Below are 24,660 nucleotides of genomic sequence, written 5' to 3'. Positions count from 1 at the left end.
AGCTGTCAACGCGCTGCGAAGTGATGAGCCAGTATCCATCTGGAGAAATGCGCTGAACACCTCAGATGGTTCACGCGAGAATGATCAAACCATCATCGAGTTCTCCGGGGCAGGGCGCGGCCAGAGGTTCGCCGGATTGGCTATCGCTTCCATGATCGTCTGCGCTGTCCGCTCCGGCGCTTCCGTGTTTGAAACCACCCGCCCGAGCTTATGCAGGTTTCGCTCGATCGCCTCGTGCGTGCGCACGACAGCATGCCCCATTCGTTCGCGCCCGACACGGTTCGCTTCCCGATCAATGACACGATCGATTGGCGCCCAAAGCGTGAAGACAGAGACCGGCGTTTCATGAGGTGGCCCGCTGCAAAACAGATCGAGCTTCTCGGCGTCGTCAAAAACATAGTCAAAAATGACCCTGGTGGCACCCATGGCCAGATAGGCAGCAGCGAGTGCAGCGCCAGCCCGGTATGTCGAACCAGCCCCCAGTGAGTTTCGAACATCTTCCGGGGCGAAATCGCGCAAAGCGTCGCCCGCGATGCTGATCGCACCGGGATGGCTCCGCGCCAGAACCCGACTTACCGTCGTCTTGCCAACGCCGGCCGGCCCGTTGATAACTACGACATGAGACATTGGCCAAGGCCCTCGGTTGATTCGTGCCCCAACATTGTTGGCGGAAGTGGAGTGCGGGACCAAGGGCTGAACTCAGCACTCCATCTTGAGAGCAGGCGGCTACATCGCTCTTTTATCCACGGAGATTGCTGGCTGAATTTCTGGCAGTCCTCGTTCCCGTCCGCCTCGAATTGCTCTTTGCCTCAAGCGCAGCCCGCTCCGTTGACAGCTGTCAACATGAGACGCGCGCACGCCGAAGCTCAACGTGCCGACGCCCTTCCGGCCCCACTAACGTTCGAAACCTAACCAGTGGAGCCGTCTTCGCAGGCAGCTGTTTCCAATCGTAGAGAGCCATCGGCAAAACCCGCGCTAGCGGATCATCCGGCCATTCCCAAAGCCGTCCGGGCGACGGAAGCAAACGCCCCTTTTCTTTCCAAAAGGGACAAAAACAACAATGTTATCGAGGAGATGGCGGGAGACTCAAATTGAATCCTGAGCACTACAATATCCCAAAGATATCAACGAATCCCTGCACACCCAGTTTCCCGCATTTGGTTGCCTTATACAAGCTCGCTTCGATCGGCGAGAGAAGTAACGGCTACATCAGAACATCGCACTCAGCTGCCTTCAAATGGCTGTCCTCCATTCATCCAACGACCGAAGCCTGGGCGCGTAGCCGTGCCGACAGCATTGCCGAGACAGCGAAGGATTGGCTCTTCGCGCGGCGCGTCAGGTCACGCAGATAGGCGCCGGCGGAATGAATGTGCTCAGCCCGCTCCAGAAGGCACGCAAGCACGGTGGCGGTCGTTTCCGGTCCGAGAGTGGCGCAGGCATCGTTGTAGGCGTCAGGGCTGATCCCAAGCATGTTTTTGACGACTGTGGCGGCTGTCAGGAGATCGCGCCAGTTGTCGATACGACCGGATGGGCCGTAGTCGCGGATTTGCGGGCAGGCCTTCAATACGAGTGGCAGCGGCGCAGCACGGTTGAGGGGAGGGGTCACCGGGGGATGCGAACGACGTTCCGGCGGCGGCGAAGCTTCGATATTTGCAGATAGACCACTCGCATTTTGGCCGACCGGCAGCACTTCCGTCGAAGCTTTGCGCGAAAATTCCACCCCAAGTCTTTCATCAGCCGGTTCAGATTCAGAAAGATAATCGGATTCTGAATTCTGTATGTGCCGCTCATTTTGGCGTTCATTGGCAGCCGTATTTTGTGTTTTCAGTAGATTTTCCAGACGATTAGTCAGTTCGTCCTGCAGCAGGGCAAGAACAGGGAGGAGGCGCTCGATTTCGGCGATGGAGGGCTTGCGCGAGAGGGACATAGAGACGGCCTGGCAGCGCGCTTCGGCCTCTTCAGCGTAGGCGACATCAGATAGGCGCAACAGATCGACCAGCTTTGCAACGTCACGGCGGCAGAGGCTCATGCGTTCGCGCATCATCTGAAGGTAACGCCGGTCAGCTTCCAGACGAGCAGCCTCAGCTTCGAACTCGGCCGCGCGAGAAAGCAACGGTGCAAGGTCGAACCCGAATGCCTGGCCAATCGCTCCCTTGCGGTCACGGCGAGCGTAACGCTTACCGTTGGGGCTATCGCGCCGGAAAATGAGGCCAGCCTCGACCAGGGTGGCGAGATGCCGCCGGAGCGTCGTCTCGGCCATGCCGTGTGTTCTCAGGGAAAGCTGAGCGTTGGAGGGAAACACGACGAGACCGTCGGCTGCCTCGAGTTCCGTCTTCGGGTAGAACGACAGCAATGCGTTCAAGACGGCAAGAGAGCGATCGGAAACGCCAAGGTTCGACTTGGCGGCGCAGACCGTTCGAAACAATTTCCATTTATCGACCTTGCCTTCGTCGACGGCCGAAGCGCTGGAAAGTTGGTGCGCCAACATCCCAAGCGACATCGCCCGCCGCCCGAAGGGCGTCGTGACAATCCCACAATCCATTTGTCTTCACCTTTTTCAAGGCAAAAGAAATTCGTTCGCCGAAACGACGTTGAAAACTCTTGACACCGATTCGCGGAAATGGGATTCTCTAGTTGCTACACGAGAGAAGGGTTTCCGCAGCGCTAGTCGTTCGGAAGCCTTTTTCTTTTGCTCTGTTTAGTCTCCTGTTTCCTCTTGGTATTCGAGGTACAGAGATTTGAGCCTCTGCCTCACGAAATCTGCAAAGCCCGGGGCCTTCTTCCTGCTGAAGGACAGCGTCGTTTCGCCATCCGTTTCACGGATCCGGACCGGGGTTGTATCGTCGGGCGCCACCCACGAGATGGCTCTGGCGCGCGCCTTGGAGGCGCTCAGGAAGGCACAAAGCGCATCAAAACGCTGATCGCTCCCGACCGTCTGAAATTGTTTTTCTTTGACAAAGACGTCTGCAGCTTCGGCCCTTCCGTCCTGGTCCAGAAGGTCGGCGAGCTCGAACCAACGACGCCGACCGATCGTCGGCGCCGGCCCAATCGCCTCGATCAGGGCGGTCGGTAGCCGACGAACGACGGAAATCATCTTTGAAAGTGCGGCCTTGTCGACGCCAAGCGAGGACATGATGATCTCGCGGGAGAAGCCGCGATCCTCAAGGCGCGTGGCGAAGAGTGATCGCTCGATGAAGGACAGATCCGTGCGAGTGTTGTTCTCCTGCCCCTGAGAGACGACCAACTGTTCGTCGCTGAGATCGCGGACAACCGCGCGGACCTTGCTGCCAAGCTCGCGTGCGGCTGCCAATCGGCGATGACCGTAGGCAACCTGGTAGCGCCCTTCGGCATCCGGATGCGGACGCACGAGGATTGGAACCTGTTGTCCGTGCTCGCGAATCTGTTCTGCTAGAGCGGATTGTGCATCTGCTCCGATCTCGAGACGATCGACGACGAAAGAGGCGTCGATGAGCGCAGGGTCGAGATCGACGATCGTCAGTCCTTCGGCAAGCTGGCGCTCCAATTCCTGGGCGCGCTCAACTTTCTGGGTGATATTCGACAGGGACCGCGTAATGCCGCCGACGGCGCTTGCTGGCCGCGTCCCGACACTCAGGCCGGCGATCGGCCGGGCTGTTGCCAGGCGTTCGAGAGCCGCTTCAGCGTCGTTTCCGGCCGTGTCGTCCGCAATTCCAATCAGATTCTTACGGGCCATGGATTACTTCCTCCCCCAAACCTGACGGATCAGTTCTTCGATCTCGCCATTGACCTGGTTCAGCGAATCCATGGCGCGGTCGTAGGTGCCGCGGACGAATTGCGAGCGCTCGACTTCGTAGAGTGTCTGCTTCGTCACGCCGGCATCGGAGATAGCCGTCGACTTCACCATCGCGTTCTGCAGCATGCGGTTGCCGAAAATGGCGCGCATAAAGCCGGTCATCTGGCTCTGCGGACCGTCATTCGGCTCGAAACGCGTGCCGAGATAGCGCATCCAGTCGTAACTTGTGCGCCCTCCGGCCTTCTCGACGACACTCATCAGCTCACTCGTCATCGACAGGAACTGCGACATCGACATGACGTCGAGCATCTGCGGATGCACGGTGATGAGAACGGATGTGGCGGCGCAGAGCGCCGACATGGTCAGGAAGCCGAGTTGCGGCGGGCAGTCGATGACGACGATATCGTAGAAACTCTCGATTTCCGCCAATACGTCGCCGATGCGCGCGAAGAAGAGGGTTTCGGCAGCGCCACCTACCATCATTGCCTTTGGCGTCTCATGCTCGAATTCCATGAGCTCGAGATTGCCGGGAATGAGGTGAAGGTTGGCCGTGTAGGTCGAACGGACGATGTCGGCGATCGGTCGCGGCTCGTCGTAGCGGATCGCGCCGTAAAGCGTTTCGCCCTCACCAACGTCCAATTCCGGCTGGTGGCCGAAGAGGGCGGAAAGCGAAGCCTGCGGATCAAGGTCGATCGCGAGCGTCCGGTAGCCGCGGAGGGCCAGATATTGGGCAAGGTGGGCAGATGTCGTCGTCTTCGCCGACCCGCCCTTGAAATTCATGACCGATATGACTTGAAGCTTCTCGTCGCCGCGGCGGTGCGGGACGTATTTCCCGGATTTGCCGCCTTCGTCGAGAACGCGGCGGATGCGCTCGATGTCCTCAACGGCGTACATGCGCCGACCGTTTGACAAGGGCGCCGGGCCGTGGCCCTCTGAGGCCACCTGCCTCAGGTAGCCTTCACCGATTCCAATGAAGGCGGCCGCTTCGGCAGGGCTGAAGAGGCGCATCGCCTTTTGGGCTTGCGGAGGGAAGATCTTCTTTTGATGCTGCTGCAGCTGATGCGCCAGTTCCAAAGCATCGGCAGCCAGAAGCGTCGGCAGATGCTCCTGTTCGTCGTGACCTTGAATTTTCTGTTGCAACATTGGGTTCCCCGAAAACTGCGCAAAAATCGTCATATCGGAACAATATGCGCAGATGCACTATGCTCCGATTCGGTTCGGTTTTACAAATGCATAGCGATCTATACCCAAGGCCCTGATTTGGCTGCGAATGAAGCCGGGATCGCGGCCGGTTGTCCGCGGACAACTGCGACTTCGTGGTGAAGGTTGCCACAGCTTGGCGGGTCATTTTCCGGTCGAGACGAGAAGCTCTAATAGAGTATAGAATTTATAGACTATTGACAGATGAGCGGATTGTGTCACGATTGTGTTTATCAGAGACGTGACGCGAGAAGGTTCGCTATGTTCTATCTTGGTGGAATGACCCTCGGTTATCTGGCGCCGCCGCCACCGAAGGCGACACGGCAATCGCGAGTGGAGGTCGGGACGGCTCCGGTTGAAAAGCCGGACTGCGATGAGTCTGACCGCAATCAGGAATGGGCGCGTGCGTTCCTGACGCCCTGGCATCTCCTTTATTGATCATCAGGCGGCGAGGTGTTTGCCGCTGCAGCTGTTGACACCTGTCAACACAGGTGTATCGCGGCATCCGCCGCCATGGTGGAAAAGCGCGAAACAGCGAGAGAAGGACTGTTTCACCGCCGGGAAATGATTAAGTTCGGTGTCATGGACACCAAGCAAGACCGAACCGTTTCGAACGATCAGCCCGACGATAATAGCCAAGGACAGCCCTTGTCGTTGCATCAGCGTATCCTCGGGGATGTGGAAGGACGCATCCTCTCCGGGGAGTGGCCGCCGGGTCACCGCATTCCATTCGAACACGAGTTGACTGAACAGTATGACTGCTCGCGAATGACCGTGAACAAGGCGCTGACCGAATTGGTCAAGCGCGGATTGATCGAGCGGCGACGCAAGTCGGGCAGCTACGTTACGTTTCCGCAGGTACAGTCGGCGGTCATGGAAATCCATGACGTCAAGCTCGAAGTCCAATCTCTGGGGCTCGACTATAGTTTTCAGCTGGACGAGCGAAAGGTTCGCAAGGTGGAGAGCCGGGACTTCGAACGCCTGGATCTTCCGACATCGGCGAGGCTGCTGGATGTAACGTGCCGGCATTTTGCCGGTGGGCGTCCCTTTTGCTTCGAAGAACGCCTCATCAGCTTAGCGGCGGTGCCCGAGGCGGAGGCGGAATTGTTTGAGGCCGCCGCACCCGGTTCGTGGCTGCTTGGCAAGGTGCCGTGGAGCACGGCCGAACACCGCATTCGCGCCGTTGCGGCGAACAAACTGGCGGCGCAGGCGCTCGACATTTCGACCGGCACCGCCTGCCTGGTCATCGAACGCCGCACCTGGAGCGGTCGTGCGCCGGTCACGCATGTGCGGCTGACCTATCCCGGTGATCGCCACGAACTCGTCGCTCAGTTCGCGCCGAGTCCGATCGGATAGCCGGCTAACGCTCCGCTACCGGCTGGCAACATGCCAGTTGTCCGCGGACAACTGGCTATTCTCCAACCACGCGCAAGACAGGGGCTGGGCCGTTGCCGGAAAAGGCGAAGACCTCGATCGGCTCGCCAATGCCCCTGACCGGATAGGAGCCGAGATGCTCCATGCTGGATGCGCAACCGGCCAGTTCGACGAAGGCCCGCGACAGAAGCACCGGCCGCTTCGTTTCCTTGGTCAGGCTCTCCAACCGCGAGGCGATGTTGACCGCGGGGCCGATCACCGTAAAGTCCAGCCGACGGCGCGAGCCGATATTGCCGTACATCACGTCGCCGACATGGACGCCGATCCCGTAGCCAAGGGGCTCACGGCCTTTTTGGACGTTGTCCTTGTTGAGGAGAGCGATCGCCGCCTCCGCCTCACGGATTGCCTGCAGCAGGTTTTCGGCAGCATCCGCTTTGCTGAGCGGGAAGATCGCCAGCAGCCCATCGCCCATGAACTTGAGGATCTCGCCGCCGTACCGCTCGATCGGTTCCGACATGGCGTCGAAATAGCCGTTGAGCAGATCGATCACGTCGTCGCGTGGCCACAGGTCGGAGAGTTTCGTGAAGTCGCGCAGGTCGCAGATCAAAATGGCGGCACCGACGGTAACGCCACTGCCGCGCGTCGTGGCGCCGGCGAGGATCTGTTCGCTGGCATGCGGGCCGACATAGGTTTCGAGCAGCGTGCGCACGAACCGGTTTTTCAGCCGGATTTCGCTGACGAGCGCCAAGGCGGGTAGAAGATCTGAGAGAAGGCCGACGTGCTCATCCTCGAAGCCGCCCTCTCGGTCGGTGGTGAAGGTCACGACATGGCGCTTGCCCAGTGTGTGTTCGAGCGGCCAGGCAATGTACTCGGTCAAGCCTTCGGCCTTCAGGTCGGCATAAAGCGAGTTTTGAGACTGCTCTTCCGTCAGGGCTTCCAGGTTCGTGCGAACCTCGGTGCCGCCGTTGTTGATCACATAGAGCGGGCTGTTGAGGTAGAGCGCGGTGTTTTGGGTCCCATAGTCGTAGAGATCGATTTCGGCCTCCGCCAGGCCCTTGCGCCACAGAATGCGGGCACCGAGCCACTGCGGGTGGTTGATCCGGAAATGCAGCGTCGCGCGTGCAACCGGGACACCGACTGCCTGCAGCCGTTCGCACATTTCAACGAGGATGTTGTCGATAAACCGCTCGTTGCGGGTTTCGATGATCAGCCAGTCGAGCACGCTCCGGCGCCGAGCGGCCCAATTTCCTTCCTCGAGCGAAGGTGAGGGGGCCTGTGAAGACATCTGCATCTGCAATTCTCCATGCTGGTTGAACGCTCAGCCGTTCCTCCGGCGAACGTTCGCGATGTATCGCTGCAAATGTGGAGCATCAGCGGCGGCTTGATAAGGGGGAAGCCGAAAGCTTTTGAGAAAAGGGGATAGTTACGTCGCATTCACGCCGATTGGTGCGCCAAGCGGCTCCCATCGAGAAGCGGCAAGTGCAAGCGGACGCGGGCCCCCCGCCACGGGCCGGCAAGGATGTCGACACGGCCGCCATGCAGACGGGCGATCTCCCGTGCCAGATTGAGCCCCAATCCGGCTCCCGTAGAACGTGGACGCAAGCGATAGAAAGGCTCGAATACGCGCTCGCGTTCCTCGACAGGAATTCCGGGGCCCTCGTCCTGGATTTCCAAACCGCCCGCGGCATTGACCTGCACGGTAATCGTGCCGGTGCCGCCGCCATGTTCGATGGCGTTGCGCAAGAGATTGGCGACAGCCTGCTCGATCTGGCGTCGCCGAGCGCTGACACGGGCCTCCGGCACCTCGGTTTCGAACGCCAGCTCGTAGCCTGCCTCGAACGCCAACGGCGCAAAGTCGGCGGCGGTGTTTCTCGCGAGTGCAACAAGGTCTACTACTTCGAGTGCGCCACCGGCATGCTCGAGCACCTGCCGGTCGAGAAGCTGCTGGGCGAGGTGGGACAGACGCTCGATATCCAGCCTCAGGCGGGCGCTTTCCGGGGCTTCCTGCAGAAGTTCGGCACGGGTTCTGAGGATCGCGATCGGGGTGCGCAATTCGTGCGCTGCGTCGGTGAGGAAGCGGTTGCGCTGGTCATATCCCTCGCCGAGCCGCGCCAACGCCTTGTTGAAGGCCCGCACCAAAGGGGCAATCTCCGTCGGTACGTGTTCGGTTTCGAGCTGAACCGCGCGATTGTCGATATCGATGCAGCCGGCCTGGTCAGCGGTCGATATGAGGCTTGCCAACGAACGCCGAACGACGGCCGGCGCCGTCACCAATGTGGTCACGCCCATGACCAGAACGATCGGCAGCAGCAAGCAAAGGATGAGCAGCGCGATCATCGGTACGACCTCGGTCCAGGTCGTCGTGCCGTCGAGGTCGCGTGCCATGTCGACATTGACGCTGATCTGCACGTCCAGCGGGCCATCGTCGCGGCGCGAAGCAACGGTCGAGGTGATGATCTGAACGCGGCCGGCGTCGGTGTCGGCGTTGTGGAGGACCGCGTCCGGTAACTTTCCGCCATCATCGAAGAGCAGCTTCGCACCTTCCACACGTCGGAGCAGGGCGCCACCGCTTTCGCCATAGGGAGGAGGAACGTTTCCCTGTCGGAGAACCTGACCGGCGTCGTCGCGGATGATGAACCAGAGATTGGGATGGGACTGGCGTAGCTCGCGCAGCTCGTCGGTCTCACGGACCATCAACGCGCCGCTCGCATCGCGCCCGACGCCGCGGTCGAGAACATCCACCGCCGCTTCGTTGTCGACGAGGAGGCGCGGCTGGGCGATGAACAATGCCACGAAAAGCAGGCCGATAAAGACAAACAGCGTTGCCGCCTGCAGCAGGATGAGGCGGCGCACGAGCACCCATTGCAGTGAGCGGGGCCGAGCCTTCGTCATGTCGTTGCGCGCAGGAGATAGCCGAGGTTGCGGATAGCCCTGATCTCGACGCCGGCACCGACATCATCGAGCTTCCGGCGCAGGCGCGACAGATGCGAGTCGAGCGCATTGGATTCGATCTCGTCTTCCATGGCGTAGACCGATTCCTCCAATGTCGCCCTGAGCACGGTTCGGCCCGGTCGACGCATCAAGGCTTCGAGCGCAAGGCGTTCTCTGCGCAGGAGATCGAGGGGCTTGTCGTCCACGGCCGCTTCGCGGTGATGGAAGTCGTAGATCAGGCGTCCGACCTTGGTCTGCTCGGCTTTCAATGAGACGGGGCGGCGGGCGAGCGCCCGCAGCCGGGCCATCAGTTCTTCGACGGCAAACGGCTTGGACAGATAGTCGTCGGCGCCGGCATCGAGCCCGGCGACCCGATCGTTGATCGATCCCAATGCCGTCAGCATCAATATCGGCGCCGCAACCCCGAGACTGCGCAGTTTCGGAATGAGGTCCAGGCCCTCGCCATCCGGTACTCGGCGATCGAGCACGACGACGTCATAGGGCCAGAGCTCGGCGACGGCTTCGGCATCGGCCAGCGTCGCGACGTGATCGACGATCACCTGACGCCGCTCCAGCGCCGCCTTGAGGGCCGAAGCCATCTCCGGCTCGTCTTCCAGCAGCAGGATGCGCATGCCAGTTCTCCCGATTGCAGGTCTTCCTGAGCAGGTTACTCAATGAAAAGATACATAAATTCAAATGCTTACAATGAACTCCATCCGCCTCGCAGTGAGGTTGAAGCCATCACTCGCATTCCAGCTTCGGCTGGCGGAAATTGGTGATGTACCAGCGGCCCTGCTGCATGCGCGCGTAGAATGTATAGAAGCATTCCTGCTCTTCGACGTAGCCCGGCGTCGAGTATTCCTCGTAGCGCATTCCTCGGCGCGTGTCCCTGATTTCACCACTGGATGTGCCGGAGACGACATTCGTCGAGATCTTGCGCCATTGATAGGCCCGTTCGTTCCAACTGAGATCAAGAATGTTCGTCGGCGGACCGTAGTCGATGATGACGGATTCGACCGGCTGGCCGATATAGGTTTTCATGGTGTCGGAAGCGCAGCCGGCGAGGAGCAACGCGGTAGCGGCAAAACATGCGAGGGCGCGGCGCCCCTTGCTGAAGAACATGACGGGTCCCGGTTTGTCCCGCATCGCCAGGCGTCCACCCGGACGCACAAAGCCCGCGGTCGTGCATTGACCTTTGGCATCCCCCGGTCGATCGCGAGTCCGGAGTGATGCAGCGAGAGAGCGGGTGCTAAAGGGGCAAGATTACAGGGACATTGCGTGGCCCGAGGCGCGGGACGTCGATGCGCTGTCATCGGACCAGAATCGAACCGGAGAACAGCCTGTGACTGACGATGGGCAAAACGAGCCTACGAAACGATACTGCGCGTGCTCGCCGTCGTTCTGATCGAGATCAGGGCGACCGAAAACCTGCAGATGGCCCAGATACTTGCGGACGTCTTCCACAACGTTCCGGCCGGGATCTCCAGCGGGTTCTACGCTGAGGCGATCGAGGCCGAGGTTATTGCACGGGCGGCGAGACTGGACTGTCAGCGCCAGATCGCAGCGATGTTCGACGCCGCGACGAGAAAATCCGTGAAACAGGGAGACTGACTCCGCAACCTGAAGCAAGAATCTTCAGGCAGCGCGATCCGCTTTTTTCCCCGGCTTCGCAGCGTCAGCCGCATAAACGAGACCGGGCTGGACGATCCATTCGCCGGTACGAAGTGCCCGCACGTCGAAGCCGCCGGATGTCAGGCGCGGCGCCACGCCAACGAAGCGGTAATGAAGGCCGTCGCCATCGCTTACGGCTTCCCGTATGGGCTTGCCGGCAAGATAGCCGATCACGGCGCCCTCGAATGCGACGTCCGCCAGAATGAAGTATTCCGTCGGCAATCGGCGGCTGGTCTTGGGGCTGGGCTTGAACCCGTTCGTGAATTTCATTGTCTTGCTCGTCGTGAGACGTTCCGGAACCGGGGAGGACCGGTGCCGAGGCGTCTATGCATTTCTCTCGTTTGCCACGCGGGGCGCGATGGGCGTCTACCCACCGCTGCAGTCAGGCTGCATATTGCAAAGATAACACGTACCGCATGCCGGCGATGTTCCCGGCGGCACGGCGCGTCTCAAGCCATCGAAAAACGGCGCTACGAAGGCGGAGCCATCGGGGTAGCTCGAACCAAGGTAGGAAATCGCTTGGGAAGTCAGGCGCGGGGCATAAAGAACCCATAAAGGCCGGAGCATAGTGGCGTTTTCAGGCAGCGCCTCCGCAGTACCGGCGGAAGGTCGCGTTTCGGATCGGCTGCGTCAAAAAAATCTTGCCAACACCGTTGTATCGTTTCATTCGGCCATATTCTCGACACCGAGATTGTCGACCTCTTCCCGCAGGCTGGGACCACCCGGCGCTCACCGAGCGCCCGCTTCCGCCTCCTTTATGGGAGGCAGGGGCGGGCGTTTTGCGCCTTTCGAGAGATCATCCACTTGTCATACGACAAACCCTCCGGGCACGTCACGAAACGTATCGTGCTGCACTTTCCGGGCTTTGAGCCCTTGGACGCCATCAGGCACCAGGCGCGCTACAAGCGATCAGCGGTGAAGACCGCCAAGCTTCAGGACTTCGAGGTCGAGGTGGGACCGGTACACACCGAAGGGCCTAGCCGCTACTTCGATGTCGACAGTCAAGGCGTCGATTGGCGAACGATGAGCCGCGTCTATGTTTTCGATCACGACGAAATCGTCAAAAGCCTGAACGGCCGGTCGACGCTGCGCAGAATGGTTGCGGGATATTCGAGTGCCGCGCGCGTCGTCTGGGAAGGCGGCGCATTTTCCTACTTCCGGCATGCCTGGCGCTTCGGCCTGTTCTTCATTTTTCCGTTCCTGCTCGTCGCGATCGGCATTGGCCTGAGCCTGCTGATCGGCACCGCGCCCTATTGGCTTGCGCTGGAGTCTTCGTTTCTGGTCCTGAGCGCGATCGTCGCCTACGTCGCCTTCTTCAAGCTGTTTCTCCCCTGGTCGGAGAAATGGCACACCCTGCATCTCTTTTCCGATTGGGAATTGGCCGTCGCAGTCGCCAGACTGGAAAAACCATATTTTAAACAATGGCTTGAGGAGAACCTGGCATCCGTGCGGGCAGCGCTCAACGAGCCGGCCGACGAATATGTCATCACCTCCCACAGCATGGGGTCCAGTATCGCCACTCAGGTTATCGGCACTTTGGTGGAAAGAGAGCCGAGCCTGTTCGAGGGAAAACGCATCATCTTCGTCACACTCGGCGGCGCGATCCTGCAGTGCGCGCTGCTGCGCTCCGCCGAGGTCTTGCGGGCGCGTGTCGGGGCCATCGCCCGTGTGAAGGACATCTTCTGGTTCGATGTCCAATGCCTCACCGATGCGATCAATTTCTACAGATGCCAGGTGGTGGCACTCGCCGGGCACCATGATGCGCCTCAGCCGCCGATCGTCTTCATACGGCTAAAGCACATGCTTTCACCGGAACGCTATCGCAGGATCAAGCGCGATTTCCTTCGGGTTCACCGCCAATATGTGCTCGACGCCGACGTCCGCGCGCCCTTCGATTTTACGCTAATGACGGCCGGACCATTCCCGGCCGCCTCATTTGCAAATCCGAACTGACGAAGGCGTCTCAGGATTTCAGCAGGGAGATGCCGCTTTCCCGATCGAAGAGGTGGAGACCTTCGGGCTCGACCGCGAAGGTGACAGCGTCGCCCGGTTTCGGGCAGGCGCTGGCCTTGACCAGCGCGCCGATTTCCTTGCCAGCAAAAAGGAAGGTCACCAACGCGTCATTGCCGTGAAACTCGACGAGATCGGCAATGCCTGACATGCGATTGGGGCCGGCCTCGGCGATTTTCAGATCCGCCGGCCGTATGCCGAGCACCAGCGGTTGGCCATGGCGCAGGGCGAACTTTCCATCCGAGATCGAGAAGTTGCCACCGGCACTGCGCAGCAGCCATCCGCCTTCGGTCCTATCCGCGGTGACGTCGATGAAGTTCATGTTGGGCGTGCCGATGAAGCCGGCGACGAAGAGCGTGCGCGGGCGCTCGTAGATTTCGGCCGGCGTTCCGACCTGTTCGATCGCACCGCCCTTCATCAGCACGATGCGGTCTGCGAGCGTCATCGCCTCCAGTTGGTCGTGCGTCACATAGATGGTCGTGGTCTTCAGCTTCTGGTGCAGCCGTGCGATCTCGACGCGCATGTGGTTGCGAAGCTTGGCGTCGAGATTGGAAAGCGGTTCGTCGAAGAGGAAGACCCGCGGCGTCTTGATCATGGCGCGGGCGATGGCGACGCGTTGTTGTTGTCCGCCGGACAACTCTGTGGGCTTGCGGCCGAGATAGGGCTCGAGCCCCAGCGTCGCAGCCACAGCACGGATGCGCGTGTCGATCTCCGCCTTCGGCACCTTCATTCGCTTTAGTCCGAAGGCGATGTTGTCGTAGATCGTCATGTGCGGGTAGAGCGCGTAGTTCTGGAAAACCATGGCGACGCCGCGGTCGCGTGGCGGCAGGTCGTTGACCGTCCGCCCGCCGATCGACACGGTGCCGCCGGAAATATCCTCAAGACCGGCGATCATGCGCAGAAGTGTGGACTTGCCGCAGCCCGAAGGACCGAGAAACACGATGAACTCGTGATCGGCCACATCGAGGTTGAAATCCGTGATGACGTCGACGGCGCCATATTGCTTGTCAACGCTGGAGCAGACGATGTTCGCCATGGCTCAATCCTTCCCGCTGTCCATGAGGATCTGCAGCTTGATGTCGGTTGGCCGGGCTGATGCGGCTCGCTCGAAGGCTTTGATGCTGTCTTCGAACCGGAACGTGTCTGTGATCAGCGGCTTCAAGTCGACCTTGCCCGATGCGATCAGCTGCAACGCGCGGTCGAAGATATTGGCGTAGCGGAACACCGTTTCGATGCGGACCTCCTTCGAGATCGCGCCCGGCACGTCGAACTGGACGGCTTCGACCGGCAGACCGACCAGCACGATGGCGCCGCCCGGTCGAACGAGATCGAAGATCCCCGAAAAGGCTTTGGCACTGCCGCTTGCTTCGAACACGATGTCAGCGCCCCAGCCGCCGGTCTCGGTGGCGATGACGTCGGCAAAGGCGCGATCAGCGATGTTGACCGGGATGATGCCCGGATATTGGGCGGCGATCGCCAGCTTCTCGGCGCTGAAATCGGAGATGAAGACGCGGCTGCAGCCGCCGGCGAGGGCTGCCAACGCCACCATGATGCCGATCGGCCCGCAGCCGATGACGGCAGCGACATCGCCCGGTGCGATCCGGGCGCGGGCGGCGGCCTGCATGCCGATGGCGAAAGGTTCGACCATCGCGCCTTCGGCAAAGGAGACGTTATCCGGCAGCTTGTAGGTGAAGGCTGCGGGATGGACGACGAAGGGGGCGAGCACGCCGTGCACCGGCGGCGTCGCCCAGAAACGCACCTTGGGGTCGACATTGTAGATGCCGAGCTTTGAGGCACGAGACGAAAGATCGGGAACACCCGGCTCCATGCAGACGCGGTCGCCGACTTCAAGCGTTTCGACATTGCTGCCGACCGCGACGACGGTGCCGGCCGCCTCGTGCCCGAGCACCATCGGCTCGCGCACCACATAGGGGCCGATCGCGCCGTGGGTGTAATAGTGCACGTCGCTGCCGCAGACGCCGACTGTGTGGATAGCGATCTTGACGTCATCCGGGCCGAGCTCCAGCGGGAGATTGATCTCCCTGAGCGCGAGCTTGCCTTTTTGCTCGAGGACCAACGCTTGCATGAAGGATTTCCTTGTTTTTCCAGTCTCGGGTTTCATTGGGTCTTGCGCTTGAAGGCGCTGTTGAGCATGCCGCTTAAGACCCCGATGAAGAGCAGCGGCGGGATGGACAGAAGCACGACGGAGGCGTTGAGAATGCCCCAGGGCACGTCTCGGCCGAGCTGGGTCAGTTCCGAAGCTACGATCGGCAGGGTCTTGGCGTCCGACGTCGTCAGCATCAGTGCGATCAGGAACTCGTTCCAGACGAGCACGAAGGCGAAGGCGACGGCGCCGATGAGCGAGCGCAGCGCTATCGGCAGCGCGATGAGGAAGAAGATCGCATAGGGGCCATAACCGTCGACGCGGGCGGCTTCCTCGACTTCCTTCGGCACTCGGGCGAAGGCCGGAACGCTGAGCCAGATGATGGTCGCAAGCGTCAGCAGCGAATAGGTGACGATCATCGAGAGGCGCGTGTCGTAAAGCCCGAAGTCGAGCCAGATCACCATCAGCGGAATGGCGATCGCCACCGGCGGCAGGAAGCGCAGCGACAGCACGAAGAACTGGATGTCGCGGGACCAGCGGTTGGGATAGCGCGCGATCGCATAAGCCGCCGGCAGGCCGAGCATGGCACCGATCAGAACCGCAGCGCCTGATATCAAGAGCGAGTTGACGAGGCCGGCAAAGACACTTTCACGGCCAAGCACGTAGGCGAAGTTGTCGAGCGTCGGCTCAAAGATGAACAGCGGTGTCGGCGTGACGATGTCGACGCGGTTCTTGAAGGCGTTGAGCGCCGTCCAGAACATCGGAAAGACGGCGGAGAAAGCGGCAAGGGCGAGGATCAATCGGCCAATGAGGCGGCCAAGAGTGTGGGCAGTCATCACTGAACCCTCTTCCAGATGAAGGTGAAGGCGATCGAGGTGGCGATCATCATCAGTACGGCCATGCTTGAGGCGTAGGAAATGCGGCCGGACTCGATGAAGCCTTGTGAGAAGGCGTACATGTCGAGTGTTTCGGTCGCGATGCCGGGGCCGCCGCGGGTCATGACGTAGATCAGGTCGAAGGCGCGCAGCGATTCGATCATCTTGACGAAGGCGAGCGAGATCAGCGGCGCCTTCAGCATCGGAAGCGCAATGAAAGCATAGATCTCCCAGGTGCGGGCGTGGTCGAGCCGTGCCGCCTCGAAGGGCTGCGGCGGCAGCGTTTCCAGCAACTTCAGCACGACGACGGCGAAGAACAGACCCCATTGCCAGACGTCCACCAGCGCCACGGTCGCAAGTGCGGTTGCCGGGTTGGAGAGCAGGTCGAGCGGCTGGCCGGTGATCGCCTTGTAAGGATAGGTGGCGATGCCATAGAGCGGATGGAAGGCGAACTTCCAGACGAAGGCGGCCGAGACCCTGGGCAGGATCACCGGCACCAGAAACAAGAGCGCCAGCAGATTGCGCGTCCGCGGCGCGACGCATTCGAACAGCAGGATGCCGAGGCCGACGGCGATCAGAAGCGTCATGCCGACGGTCACCGCTTCCCAGGTCAGGGAGACGCCGATGGCGTTGATGAAACGCCGATCAGAGAACAGGTCGATATAGTTGGCGAAGCCAATGAGGCTGCCGTCGGGACGGCTGAGCTCGCGGTTCTGGAAGGAGATGTAGATCGCATAGGCCGTCGGCACGAGGGCCAGCACGGCGAGGATCCCCATGGCCGGGGTGAGGAACACCGCCGGCAGACTGTTTTTCTGCTTCATGTCATGACGTCCTACGGCTTGTCGCGCCGATGGTGCGGCGGTCCACCGGCGCGGCTTTTTGCCTGCCGATGGACCCTGGGAGGAACGGTGTTACTGGCTGCGGGCAACCAGGTCCTTGGCAAAGCCGTCGAGTTCGTCGAGGCCTTCCTTGATGTCGCTGCGCGTTCCGGTGATCAGCTCTTCCAGGATGATGCCCCAGCGATCGCCGAGATCAGGCCATTGCGGGCTCTGCCAGAAATTGACGGCAGTGACCTTGCCGGTGTCGGCGAGCGCCTGGCCGAGATCGGGACCATAGAGCTCCGCGAATTTCGGGCTGGTCATGATGCTGGTGCGGTTGAGCTCGCTGAACTGGTTCGCCTCAAGCCGCCGCGCCTCGTTTTCCTTGGAGGTCGCCCAGGCGATGAAGAGACCGGCGCAGGCCTTGGACGCTTCGTCCTTGTTGGCCTTAGTGCCGATCGCCAGACCGTGGCCGTAGCCGCCGCCCGTCAGCGGTGCCGGCGGCGGCAGGTAGCCGACCTTGCCCGCCACCTTCGAGGATTTCGGATCAATCGCCATGCCGACGAGCGGGGTGGATTCGATGAGCATCGCCACCTGGCCGGAGGTGAAGGCGCCGACTGCCTCGTCCCAACCACCGGTCTGGCTACCCGGTGCCGAGTACTTGAACAGTTCGAGATAGGTCTCGGTCGCCTTGACTGCCTGTTCGCCGTCGAAGACGGGCGTCTTGCCGTCGAACCAGTTGCCGCCGAAGCCCTTAAAGAATGGCATCCAGCGCCAGACATTGGCGCCCGAGCCGCGCTGGCCGCGCAGTGCCGTGCCATAGATGCCCTGGTCCGGTTGATTGAGCTTCTTCACCGCGGCGATGTATTCGTCGAGCGTCTTCGGCGGCGCGATGCCGGCCGCTTCGAGCAGGTCCTTGCGGTAGACCATGAGGTCGCCGCCGCCGGTGATCGGCGCAAACCAGACCTTGCCGTCATAGGTCGCGACCTTCTGCCGGCCGGGATCGAAATCGGCATAGTCGTAGTCCGCAGGATAGTAGTCCATCAGCGGTGCGACCCAGCCGGCGGACGCAAAGAGCGCAACATTGGCCTCGTCGATGTAGTAGACGTTGTACTTGCCGATGGTCGAGGCGTCGGCCTTTGTCTTGGCGCGCCGGTCGTTTTCGTTGAGATAGTCGATTTCGAAGGATGCGCCGCCGGAGAGCTTCTCGAATTCGGACTTGTAGTCCTCGAGCAGCGTCAGGCCGTCGCGCGGCTGGGCGAGCACCTTGATCGTGCCCGAGCATTCGGCGGCGACCGCGACATTCGTCAGGCCGGTGGAAAGAAGGCATGCGAAGGCGATGCTCGAAACGAGCGTCTTGGTTTTTTTCATGTGAAGGACCTCCCCAAGGTCTTTGCGATACGCGCCGGAAACTCCTCAGTTCCAACGCACTCTTCCGGGTAGCGAACCGTTTCGCTGCCCACGATGATAGGCGCAATGATCCACCGAGCTAGCGCGCTCGATGCGGCCAATCTGTACTTTCTTGCGAGATTCTACCCATGATAAGCTATTTGCAGCGCAGCAAACGCAAGGATTCATCGTCTACGTTCGGGAGCCGGCCCTAAAGGCGTGCGGGACGGCGCTGTCCCGTCAGCCGCCGATAAGCTGACGGCGTCATCTTGTGCTGCCGCAGGAAGGTGCGGTTGAAGTTGGAGATGTTGAGGTAGCCGACTTCGAAGCAGATGTCGGTGATCGGCATGTCGGTTTCGGCCAAAAGCTTGCACGCTTGCCAGATGCGCAGCTTGTTGACGTGGTCGGTGAAGGTGTTGCCGGTGTTCTTCTTGAAGAAGCGGGAAAAGGCCGTTTCGCTCATGCCGGCGCGCCTGGCGAGATCGGCCAGGTGGATATCGGTCGCAATGTTCTCGTAGATGAAGGCCAGAGCGCCGCGGAGCACGTCGAGCGATTGCTGGTCGAGCTCCGGCGCGAATTCCGGCGAGGAGAGCAGTTCGTACTCTTCGGTGCTCACCAGCAGATCGAGCAACTGAATGAACAGCGAGAAACGCGAAAGCCCTTTCAGGCTCCCCATGCGTTCGATCAGTTCGCCACCTTGTGCCCGGGTCTCGCCATGAAACACCAGGCCGCGTTCGGCGCGTGCAAAGAAGGTCTCGAGCTCGGCAAACTCCGGCAAGGCGTCGGTGATCTCGCGCATCCGGTCCGGATGGAACTGGATGACGATGTCGCGTCCTTCGATCACTTCGTCGGGCTCGGTCGCCGTCACCCAGTCATGCGGCAGATTGCTGCCGATGACCGTGAGGTAGCCCGGATCGAACTGGCCGATGTGATCGCCGACGAAGGCAAGGCCAGAGGCTTTCCGGATGAGATGGATCTCGATTTCCGGATGGAAGTTCCAGACGTTCCGCTCCCAGGGATAATCGTCGAGACGCCAGAGGAACGTCTCGTTGACGTTGGTGACGATGTGCTCGAAGGTCGGCGGATTGGTTGCGAGCGAAGTCGGCCTCGCCGGCGGGCGCTTGGAGCTTCGCGCCGTGCTCATCGCCCGATCTCTGTTCGCGAAATGCCGATCGTTGTCTCCCTTCGCAGAGGTTGTTGCCTCAGGCGCGCTCCGCCCAGATCTTCGCCAGTTCGACGAGTGTCTTGACGCTGCGCTCCATATCCTGGCGGCTGACCCATTCGAGCGGTGAGTGGAAGGCATGACCGCCGGCAAAAAGATTGGCCGAGGGCAGGCCCATGAAGGAGAGCCGCGAGCCGTCCGTGCCGCCGCGGATGCTGCCGCGGACCGGCTGCATGCCGGCGCGCCGGATCGCCTCGATGGCGTTCTCGACGATTTCCGGATGGCGATCGAGCACGGCCTTCATGTTGCGGTACTGCTCTTTGACCTCGAAGCTGTAGGTCGAGCCGGGGTAGGCCTTCATCACGTCCTTGACGATCGTTTCGAGTACCGCTTCCTTCTCGACAAGGCCCGCCTCGTCGAAGTCGCGAACGATGAGGCCGAGCTGCGCCTTGTCCATCGAGCCGGTCACACCGGTCGGATGCACGAAGCCATCACGGCCCTCGGTACCTTCGGGAGACAAGTTTCTTGGAAGCCGGCTAATGATGTTGCCGGCGATCTTGATGGCGTTCTCCATCTTGTCCTTGGCGAAACCAGGATGGATCGCCACGCCATGAATGACGATCTCGACACCATCGGCGGAAAACGTCTCGTCCTCGATATGCCCGGCCGTTTCGCCGTCGACTGTGTAGGCGAACTCGGCGCCGAGCTTGTTGAGGTCGACCTTGTCGACGCCGCGGCCGATCTCCTCGTCGGTGGTGAAGAGCAGCTTGATCGTGCCGTGCTTGATAGCCGGATTGTCGATAAGCACCTGCGCAGCCGTGACGATCTCGGCCAGGCCGGCCTTGTCGTCGGCACCGAGTAGCGTCGTACCGTCGGTGGTGACGATGTCGTTGCCGATCTGGTCGTTCAAAACAGGGTGATCGCTGACGCGGATAATCTGCTGTGGGTCGCCCACAAGCCGGATGTCTCCGCCCTGGTAGTTGCGCAGGATCTGCGGTTTGACATTGGTGCCGGTGAAATCGGGCGCCGTGTCCATATGCGAGCACCAGCAGATCACCGGCACAGGCTTGTCCACGTTCGAAGGAATGGTGGCGTAGACATAACCGTTTTCGTCGAGATGGGCGTCCGCAAGACCGATCGCGAGCAATTCCTCGACGAGCACGCGGCCGAGGTTCTTCTGCTTCTCCGTGGAAGGCTGCGTCTTCGACTTGGCGTCGGATTGGGTGTCGATGACGACGTAACGGAGGAAGCGGTCGAGAACGGTATCGGTCATGAGCGGGATCCAATGCTGATGGGCGTGGAATCGCTATACTCCCAGACCGGGGCGAGGGAAAGTGTGCGGCCGCCTATCCGCGATGGCGGCCGCGTGTGTTCGCCCGATGTTAGCATCTCCGAGCATGCTGCGTTTGGCGGTGAGGCATCAGTAGGTCTTGCCGGCCTGTCCTTCGGGTCCTGTCTCGGTCTTGGTTCCCTTGAACTCCGCTGCGAGCTTGGACGTTGCGCCGACCAGCAGGCTGACGTCGTTGCCGACGGCGACGAAGGTGGCGCCGAGCTCGAGGTAACGGCGTGCGAGCGTCTGATCGGACGTGAGAATGCCGGCCGCTTTCCCGTGCAACTGGATGCGCAGCAGCGCCGCTTCGACCGCCTCCTGTACTTCCGGCGCACCGGGCTTGCCGAGGAAGCCCATGTCGGCTGCAAGGTCGGCCGGGCCGATGAAGACGCCGTCGACGCCGTCGGTGCTGGCGATCTCGTCGAGGGCGGCCAGGCCGGCGCGGCTTTCGATCTGCAGAAGCAGGCAGATCTCGTCATTGGCCGTCTGCAGGTAGTCCGGGATGCAGTTGAAGGCGGACGCCCGGGCAAGGGCCGCGCCGACACCGCGCACACCGTGGGGCGGATAGCGCACGGCCCGCACCAGTGCCCGGGCCTGTTCGGCGCTTTCGACCATCGGTATCAGCAGCGTCTGTGCGCCGATATCGAGGATCTGCTTGATCATCCAGGTCTCGCCTACAGGCGGGCGGACGATGGCGTGGCTTGGCGAGGCGGAGAGCGCCTGAAGCTGTGCCGCCAGAAGCGGCACGTCGTTCGGGGCGTGCTCGGCATCGAGCAGCAGCCAGTCGAAGCCGGCGCCGCCACAGACCTCCGCGGTATAGGGATTGGCGAGCGCCAGCCAGAGCCCGATCTGCGTGCGTTTCTCGGCGAGAGCCTGTTTGAACGGATTGCGGGGAGCGGGCATGATCGTTCCTATTCGAAGAAGCAGCTGACCGTGCCGGATGGGCCGAAGTCGGCGACGATGGTATCGCCATGACGGGCCTCGACCGGGCGGATGAAGGAACCGGCAAGCACGATTTGGCCGGCCTCGATGCGATCGCCATAGAGCGACAAGCGATTGGCGAGCCAGGCGATGCCGCGGGCCGGGTGGTTGAGCACGCCGGCGCCAAGCCCGGTTTCTTCCACCTCGGCGTTGCGCGAGACGATTGCGCCCATCCAGCGCATGTCGATCGCGTCAGGCCGCATCTGCCGGCCGCCGAGCACGATGCCGGCGTTGGCGGCGTTGTCAGAGATGGTATCGACGATGGTGCGTGCCTTCTTGGTTTCCGGATCGACGCGCAGGATGCGGGTGTCGAGGATTTCGAGCGCCGGCGTCACATAGTCAGTGGCGTTGAGCACGTCGAAGACGGTGACATTTGGCCCGGCAAGCGGCGCCTTCATCACGAAGGCGATTTCGGCTTCAATGCGCGGCTGGATGAAGCGGGTGCCGGGAATGCGCGCGCCGTCTTCGAACAGCATGTCGTCAAAGAGCACGCCGGAATCCGGGATGTCGATATTCAGCGCATATTGCATCGCCTTGGAGGTCAGGCCGATCTTCCAGCCGATCACCCGGCGCCCTGCGGCGATCTTCTGTCTTACCCAGGCGGCCTGCACCGCATAGGCGTCGTCCATGGTCATCTCGGGGTGCTTGAGCGAGAGCAGGCCGGTCTGGACGCGTTCGCGTTCGGCGGTGTCGAGCGCGGCAGCAGCCGCCTCGATCTGGATCTTGTCGAGCATGGGTCAGACCTCGTCGGCAATCGGGTTGATGAGCGTGCCGATCCCTTCGGCCTCGACCTCGACGATATCGCCGGGCTTCAGCCAGATCGGCGGATCGAAGCGCGCACCCGCGCCGGTCGGCGTACCGGTGACGATCACATCGCCGGGAACCAGCGTCGTGAAGGTCGAGACATAGTTGATGATCTTGCGAAAGGAGAAGATCATCCGGCTGGTGCGGTCCTGCTGCCGCACCTCACCGTTCACCCGCGTTTCGAGCTTGATATCCGCGAGCTGGGCTTCATCCGTGAAGGGCACCAGCCAGGGGCCGATCGAGCCGGTTCGGTCGAAGTTCTTGCCCTGGGTGACGTTGAACTTGGCGTGGCGCACCCAGTCGCGGATCGTGCCCTCATTGCAGAGCGACAGCGCCGCGATGTGGTCGAGTGCTGACGCCTCGGGAATCCGGCGCCCGCCCTTGCCGATGACGATGACGATCTCGCCTTCATAATCGAGCTGCGGGCTTTCCGGCGGGCGGATCAGCGGCTGCCCGTGCCCGGTAAAGGAGCGCGGGAAGCGGATGAACAGCGACGGGTTGGAGGGCGCTGCCTGGCCGTCCTTGTACTCCTCGTTACGGTCGGGAAAGTTGACGCCGACGCAGATGATCTTCTCCGGTGCCGGCACCGGGATTTCGTAGCGGATGTCATCGAGCGAAATATCTGCCGGCAGCCCGGCCGCCTCGTCCGCAAGGCGAACGAGCGCACCTGCTTCGATCACCTCGCGCAACGTCGGCCAGGTCGACGCATATCGCTTGGAAAGATCGATCAGACCGCTGCCGGAAACGAGGCCGTAGCCGCTTTTTCCACCAACCGAGAAGCTCACAAAACGGGGGTGGTTCATAGGGCCGCTCCCGTATTCTTTCGATGTTTGTTCAGCGCACCGGCGACTTCGGTGATGACCTCGAAGGCGGTGTCGGCATCCTCTTCCGTCATGTCGAACTGACCGGCCTGGAACCGGATCGCAACGTGGCCGTCGACGCGGGTTTGCGTCAGGTAGATGCGGCCATCGTCATTGATCGCATTGACGAGAGCAATGTTGTGAGCGTCCGAATCCTCTTGACTGCGGTGGCGGAAAGAGAACAGCGACAGCATGGGTTGAGTGACGATCTCGAAATCCCTGTGTTCGGCGAGCCGTGCCGCCAGGCGTTCGGACCAGCGCACATGATGGCGGATCATCGTCTGCAGGCCGTCGAGGCCGTGGAAACGCAGCAGGAACCAGAGCTTGAGCGCTCGAAAACGCCGCCCGAGCGGGATCGTCCATTCGGAATAGTTGATGATGCCGTCTCGGCCGTGGGTCTTCAGGTATTCGGGCTGGATCGCCAAGGTTTTGACCAGATCATCGGGGCTGCGGATGAAATGCGCCGAGCAGTCGAACTGGGCGCCTAGCCATTTGTGCGGGTTGAAGACGACCGAATCCGCCTTCTCGACGCCGGCCCAGAGTTCCCGGAATTCCTCGCAGATCATCGCGGCACCCGCCCAGGCGGCATCGACATGGACGTAGAGACCATGCGCGTGCGCGATGCGCACCACCTCGGCGATGTCGTCGCAGGCGCCCGTACTCGTGCCACCAGTGCAGGCGATCACGCCCGCCGGCAACAGCCCCGCCGCTTTGTCCCTGAGGATGGCTGCTTCCAGCGCGCTCACATCCATCGCGCGTCGCGACCCCTTGGCCGGGATGCGTACGAGATTTTCCTCGCCAATGCCCGACACCCAGATCGCCCGGTCGATCGACGTGTGAACCTGATCGGAGGAATAGATGCGAAGTTGCTTCTGGCCGGCGAGGCCCTTCTTGTTGCCCTGCCAGCCGAGCGCCTTTTCGCGCATGACAAGGACGGCCGAGAGCGTCGCCGAGGAGGCCGAGTCCTGGATCACCCCGGAGAAGCCCTCCGGCAGGCCGATCGCCTGGCGCAGCCAGTCGATCACTTTCGTCTCGAGCTCGGTCGCTGCCGGCGAGGTCTGCCAGAGCATGCATTGCGCCGCCATGGCGGTGACGAGGTATTCCGCGACGACGGAGACGGGTGCGGCATTCGCCGGGAAATAGGCGAAGAAGCGCGGATGCTGCCAGTGGGTCATGCCGGGCAGGATGATCTTCTCGAAATCCTCGAAGATCGCTTCCATGTCCTCGCCCGTCTGCGGCGGACGCGATGGTATCTGCGCGGCGATCGCACCCGGTGCCGTCTGGGCACGCACTCGCCGGTCGCGCAGTGATGCTCGATAGTCGGCACCCCACTGCGCTGCCCTTAGCGACCATTCTCCAAAAGTCTTCTGATCCATCTG

General features: G+C 61.5%; 23 protein-coding genes. 3 read left to right on the top strand and 20 right to left on the bottom strand.

Features of this window, described 5'->3' with window-relative positions; all coding sequences use genetic code 11:
- Positions 1-84: 84 nt before the first annotated feature.
- The 4 genes from IB265_RS18210 to repA all read right to left on the bottom strand — a co-directional run bounded on the left by IB265_RS18210 (position 85) and on the right by repA (position 4,912).
- Positions 85-627 (bottom strand): AAA family ATPase, encoded by a 543-nt coding sequence (locus IB265_RS18210; RefSeq protein ID WP_192494947.1) that lies wholly within the window; start codon positions 625-627, stop codon positions 85-87.
- 625 nt (positions 628-1,252) lie between these two features.
- Positions 1,253-2,542, bottom strand: coding sequence for a plasmid replication protein RepC (gene repC / locus IB265_RS18205; RefSeq protein WP_112994033.1), 1,290 nt, complete (start codon positions 2,540-2,542; stop codon positions 1,253-1,255).
- Between the two features lie 156 nt (positions 2,543-2,698).
- Positions 2,699-3,712 carry a plasmid partitioning protein RepB gene (gene repB / locus IB265_RS18200; RefSeq protein ID WP_057251250.1) on the bottom strand — a complete coding sequence of 338 codons (1,014 nt, stop codon included), beginning with the start codon at positions 3,710-3,712 and terminating at the stop codon, positions 2,699-2,701.
- Between the two features lie 3 nt (positions 3,713-3,715).
- Positions 3,716-4,912 carry a plasmid partitioning protein RepA gene (repA, locus tag IB265_RS18195; RefSeq protein WP_375293072.1) on the bottom strand — a complete coding sequence of 399 codons (1,197 nt, stop codon included), beginning with the start codon at positions 4,910-4,912 and terminating at the stop codon, positions 3,716-3,718.
- A gap of 642 nt (positions 4,913-5,554) precedes the next feature.
- On the opposite strand from repA, the gene hutC reads away from it, so the two are divergent.
- Positions 5,555-6,328 (top strand): histidine utilization repressor, encoded by a 774-nt coding sequence (gene hutC / locus IB265_RS18190; protein ID WP_057251249.1) that lies wholly within the window; start codon positions 5,555-5,557, stop codon positions 6,326-6,328.
- A 55-nt stretch (positions 6,329-6,383) separates the two neighbouring features.
- On the opposite strand, the gene IB265_RS18185 is transcribed toward hutC, so the two are convergent.
- The 4 genes from IB265_RS18185 to IB265_RS18170 all read right to left on the bottom strand — a co-directional run bounded on the left by IB265_RS18185 (position 6,384) and on the right by IB265_RS18170 (position 10,399).
- Entirely contained in the window at positions 6,384-7,637 is a 1,254-nt protein-coding gene (locus IB265_RS18185) for an adenylate/guanylate cyclase domain-containing protein (protein ID WP_113480188.1), read from the bottom strand.
- 143 nt (positions 7,638-7,780) lie between these two features.
- Complete coding sequence (locus IB265_RS18180) at positions 7,781-9,238, bottom strand: HAMP domain-containing sensor histidine kinase (RefSeq protein WP_113133310.1); 1,458 nt, start codon at positions 9,236-9,238, stop codon at positions 7,781-7,783.
- The gene (locus tag IB265_RS18175; protein WP_113133309.1) at positions 9,235-9,909 is read right to left on the bottom strand and encodes a response regulator transcription factor; all 675 of its coding nucleotides are present in this window, start codon (positions 9,907-9,909) and stop codon (positions 9,235-9,237) included. The genes IB265_RS18180 and IB265_RS18175 overlap by 4 nt, the downstream gene beginning before the upstream one ends.
- 109 nt (positions 9,910-10,018) lie before the next feature.
- Complete coding sequence (locus IB265_RS18170; protein ID WP_113133308.1) at positions 10,019-10,399, bottom strand: hypothetical protein; 381 nt, start codon at positions 10,397-10,399, stop codon at positions 10,019-10,021.
- A 264-nt stretch (positions 10,400-10,663) separates the two neighbouring features.
- On the opposite strand from IB265_RS18170, the gene IB265_RS18165 reads away from it, so the two are divergent.
- Entirely contained in the window at positions 10,664-10,888 is a 225-nt protein-coding gene (locus tag IB265_RS18165) for a hypothetical protein (protein ID WP_113133307.1), read from the top strand.
- A gap of 24 nt (positions 10,889-10,912) precedes the next feature.
- On the opposite strand, the gene IB265_RS18160 is transcribed toward IB265_RS18165, so the two are convergent.
- Complete coding sequence (locus IB265_RS18160) at positions 10,913-11,218, bottom strand: hypothetical protein (protein ID WP_113133306.1); 306 nt, start codon at positions 11,216-11,218, stop codon at positions 10,913-10,915.
- A gap of 534 nt (positions 11,219-11,752) precedes the next feature.
- On the opposite strand from IB265_RS18160, the gene IB265_RS18155 reads away from it, so the two are divergent.
- Entirely contained in the window at positions 11,753-12,901 is a 1,149-nt protein-coding gene (locus IB265_RS18155; RefSeq protein WP_113133305.1) for a hypothetical protein, read from the top strand.
- Between the two features lie 10 nt (positions 12,902-12,911).
- Here IB265_RS18155 and IB265_RS18150 read toward each other — a convergent pair whose 3' ends face one another.
- The 11 genes from IB265_RS18150 to IB265_RS18100 all read right to left on the bottom strand — a co-directional run bounded on the left by IB265_RS18150 (position 12,912) and on the right by IB265_RS18100 (position 24,657).
- A complete protein-coding gene (locus tag IB265_RS18150; protein ID WP_113133304.1) occupies positions 12,912-13,994 on the bottom strand; it encodes an ABC transporter ATP-binding protein in 1,083 nt (360 codons plus the stop codon).
- 3 nt (positions 13,995-13,997) lie between these two features.
- On the bottom strand, positions 13,998-15,044 hold the full coding sequence (locus IB265_RS18145; RefSeq protein ID WP_113133303.1) for an NAD(P)-dependent alcohol dehydrogenase: 1,047 nt from the start codon (positions 15,042-15,044) through the stop codon (positions 13,998-14,000).
- A gap of 32 nt (positions 15,045-15,076) precedes the next feature.
- Complete coding sequence (locus IB265_RS18140) at positions 15,077-15,898, bottom strand: carbohydrate ABC transporter permease (protein ID WP_057251240.1); 822 nt, start codon at positions 15,896-15,898, stop codon at positions 15,077-15,079.
- Entirely contained in the window at positions 15,898-16,758 is an 861-nt protein-coding gene (locus tag IB265_RS18135) for a carbohydrate ABC transporter permease (RefSeq protein ID WP_192494946.1), read from the bottom strand. The genes IB265_RS18140 and IB265_RS18135 overlap by 1 nt, the downstream gene beginning before the upstream one ends.
- Positions 16,759-16,848: 90 nt before the next feature.
- Positions 16,849-18,126 (bottom strand): sugar ABC transporter substrate-binding protein, encoded by a 1,278-nt coding sequence (locus IB265_RS18130; protein ID WP_192494945.1) that lies wholly within the window; start codon positions 18,124-18,126, stop codon positions 16,849-16,851.
- Positions 18,127-18,355: 229 nt separating this feature from the next.
- Positions 18,356-19,288 (bottom strand): AraC family transcriptional regulator, encoded by a 933-nt coding sequence (locus IB265_RS18125; protein ID WP_192494944.1) that lies wholly within the window; start codon positions 19,286-19,288, stop codon positions 18,356-18,358.
- A gap of 58 nt (positions 19,289-19,346) precedes the next feature.
- Complete coding sequence (gene pepT / locus IB265_RS18120; RefSeq protein WP_192494943.1) at positions 19,347-20,579, bottom strand: peptidase T; 1,233 nt, start codon at positions 20,577-20,579, stop codon at positions 19,347-19,349.
- Positions 20,580-20,726: 147 nt separating this feature from the next.
- On the bottom strand, positions 20,727-21,539 hold the full coding sequence (gene hpaI, locus IB265_RS18115) for a 4-hydroxy-2-oxoheptanedioate aldolase (protein WP_192494942.1): 813 nt from the start codon (positions 21,537-21,539) through the stop codon (positions 20,727-20,729).
- An 8-nt stretch (positions 21,540-21,547) separates the two neighbouring features.
- Complete coding sequence (hpaH, locus tag IB265_RS18110) at positions 21,548-22,351, bottom strand: 2-oxo-hept-4-ene-1,7-dioate hydratase (protein WP_192494941.1); 804 nt, start codon at positions 22,349-22,351, stop codon at positions 21,548-21,550.
- A 3-nt stretch (positions 22,352-22,354) separates the two neighbouring features.
- A complete protein-coding gene (locus IB265_RS18105; protein ID WP_192494940.1) occupies positions 22,355-23,224 on the bottom strand; it encodes a fumarylacetoacetate hydrolase family protein in 870 nt (289 codons plus the stop codon).
- Positions 23,221-24,657 (bottom strand): pyridoxal-dependent decarboxylase, encoded by a 1,437-nt coding sequence (locus IB265_RS18100; RefSeq protein ID WP_192494939.1) that lies wholly within the window; start codon positions 24,655-24,657, stop codon positions 23,221-23,223. The genes IB265_RS18105 and IB265_RS18100 overlap by 4 nt, the downstream gene beginning before the upstream one ends.
- Positions 24,658-24,660: the final 3 nt, after the last annotated feature.

It is taken from the genome of Ensifer sp. ENS10 (assembly GCF_014852025.1).
In the GTDB taxonomy this organism is placed as follows: domain Bacteria; phylum Pseudomonadota; class Alphaproteobacteria; order Rhizobiales; family Rhizobiaceae; genus Ensifer.
Note: the sequence above shows the minus strand (reverse complement) of the source record. Positions and strands in the feature narration are given on the sequence as shown.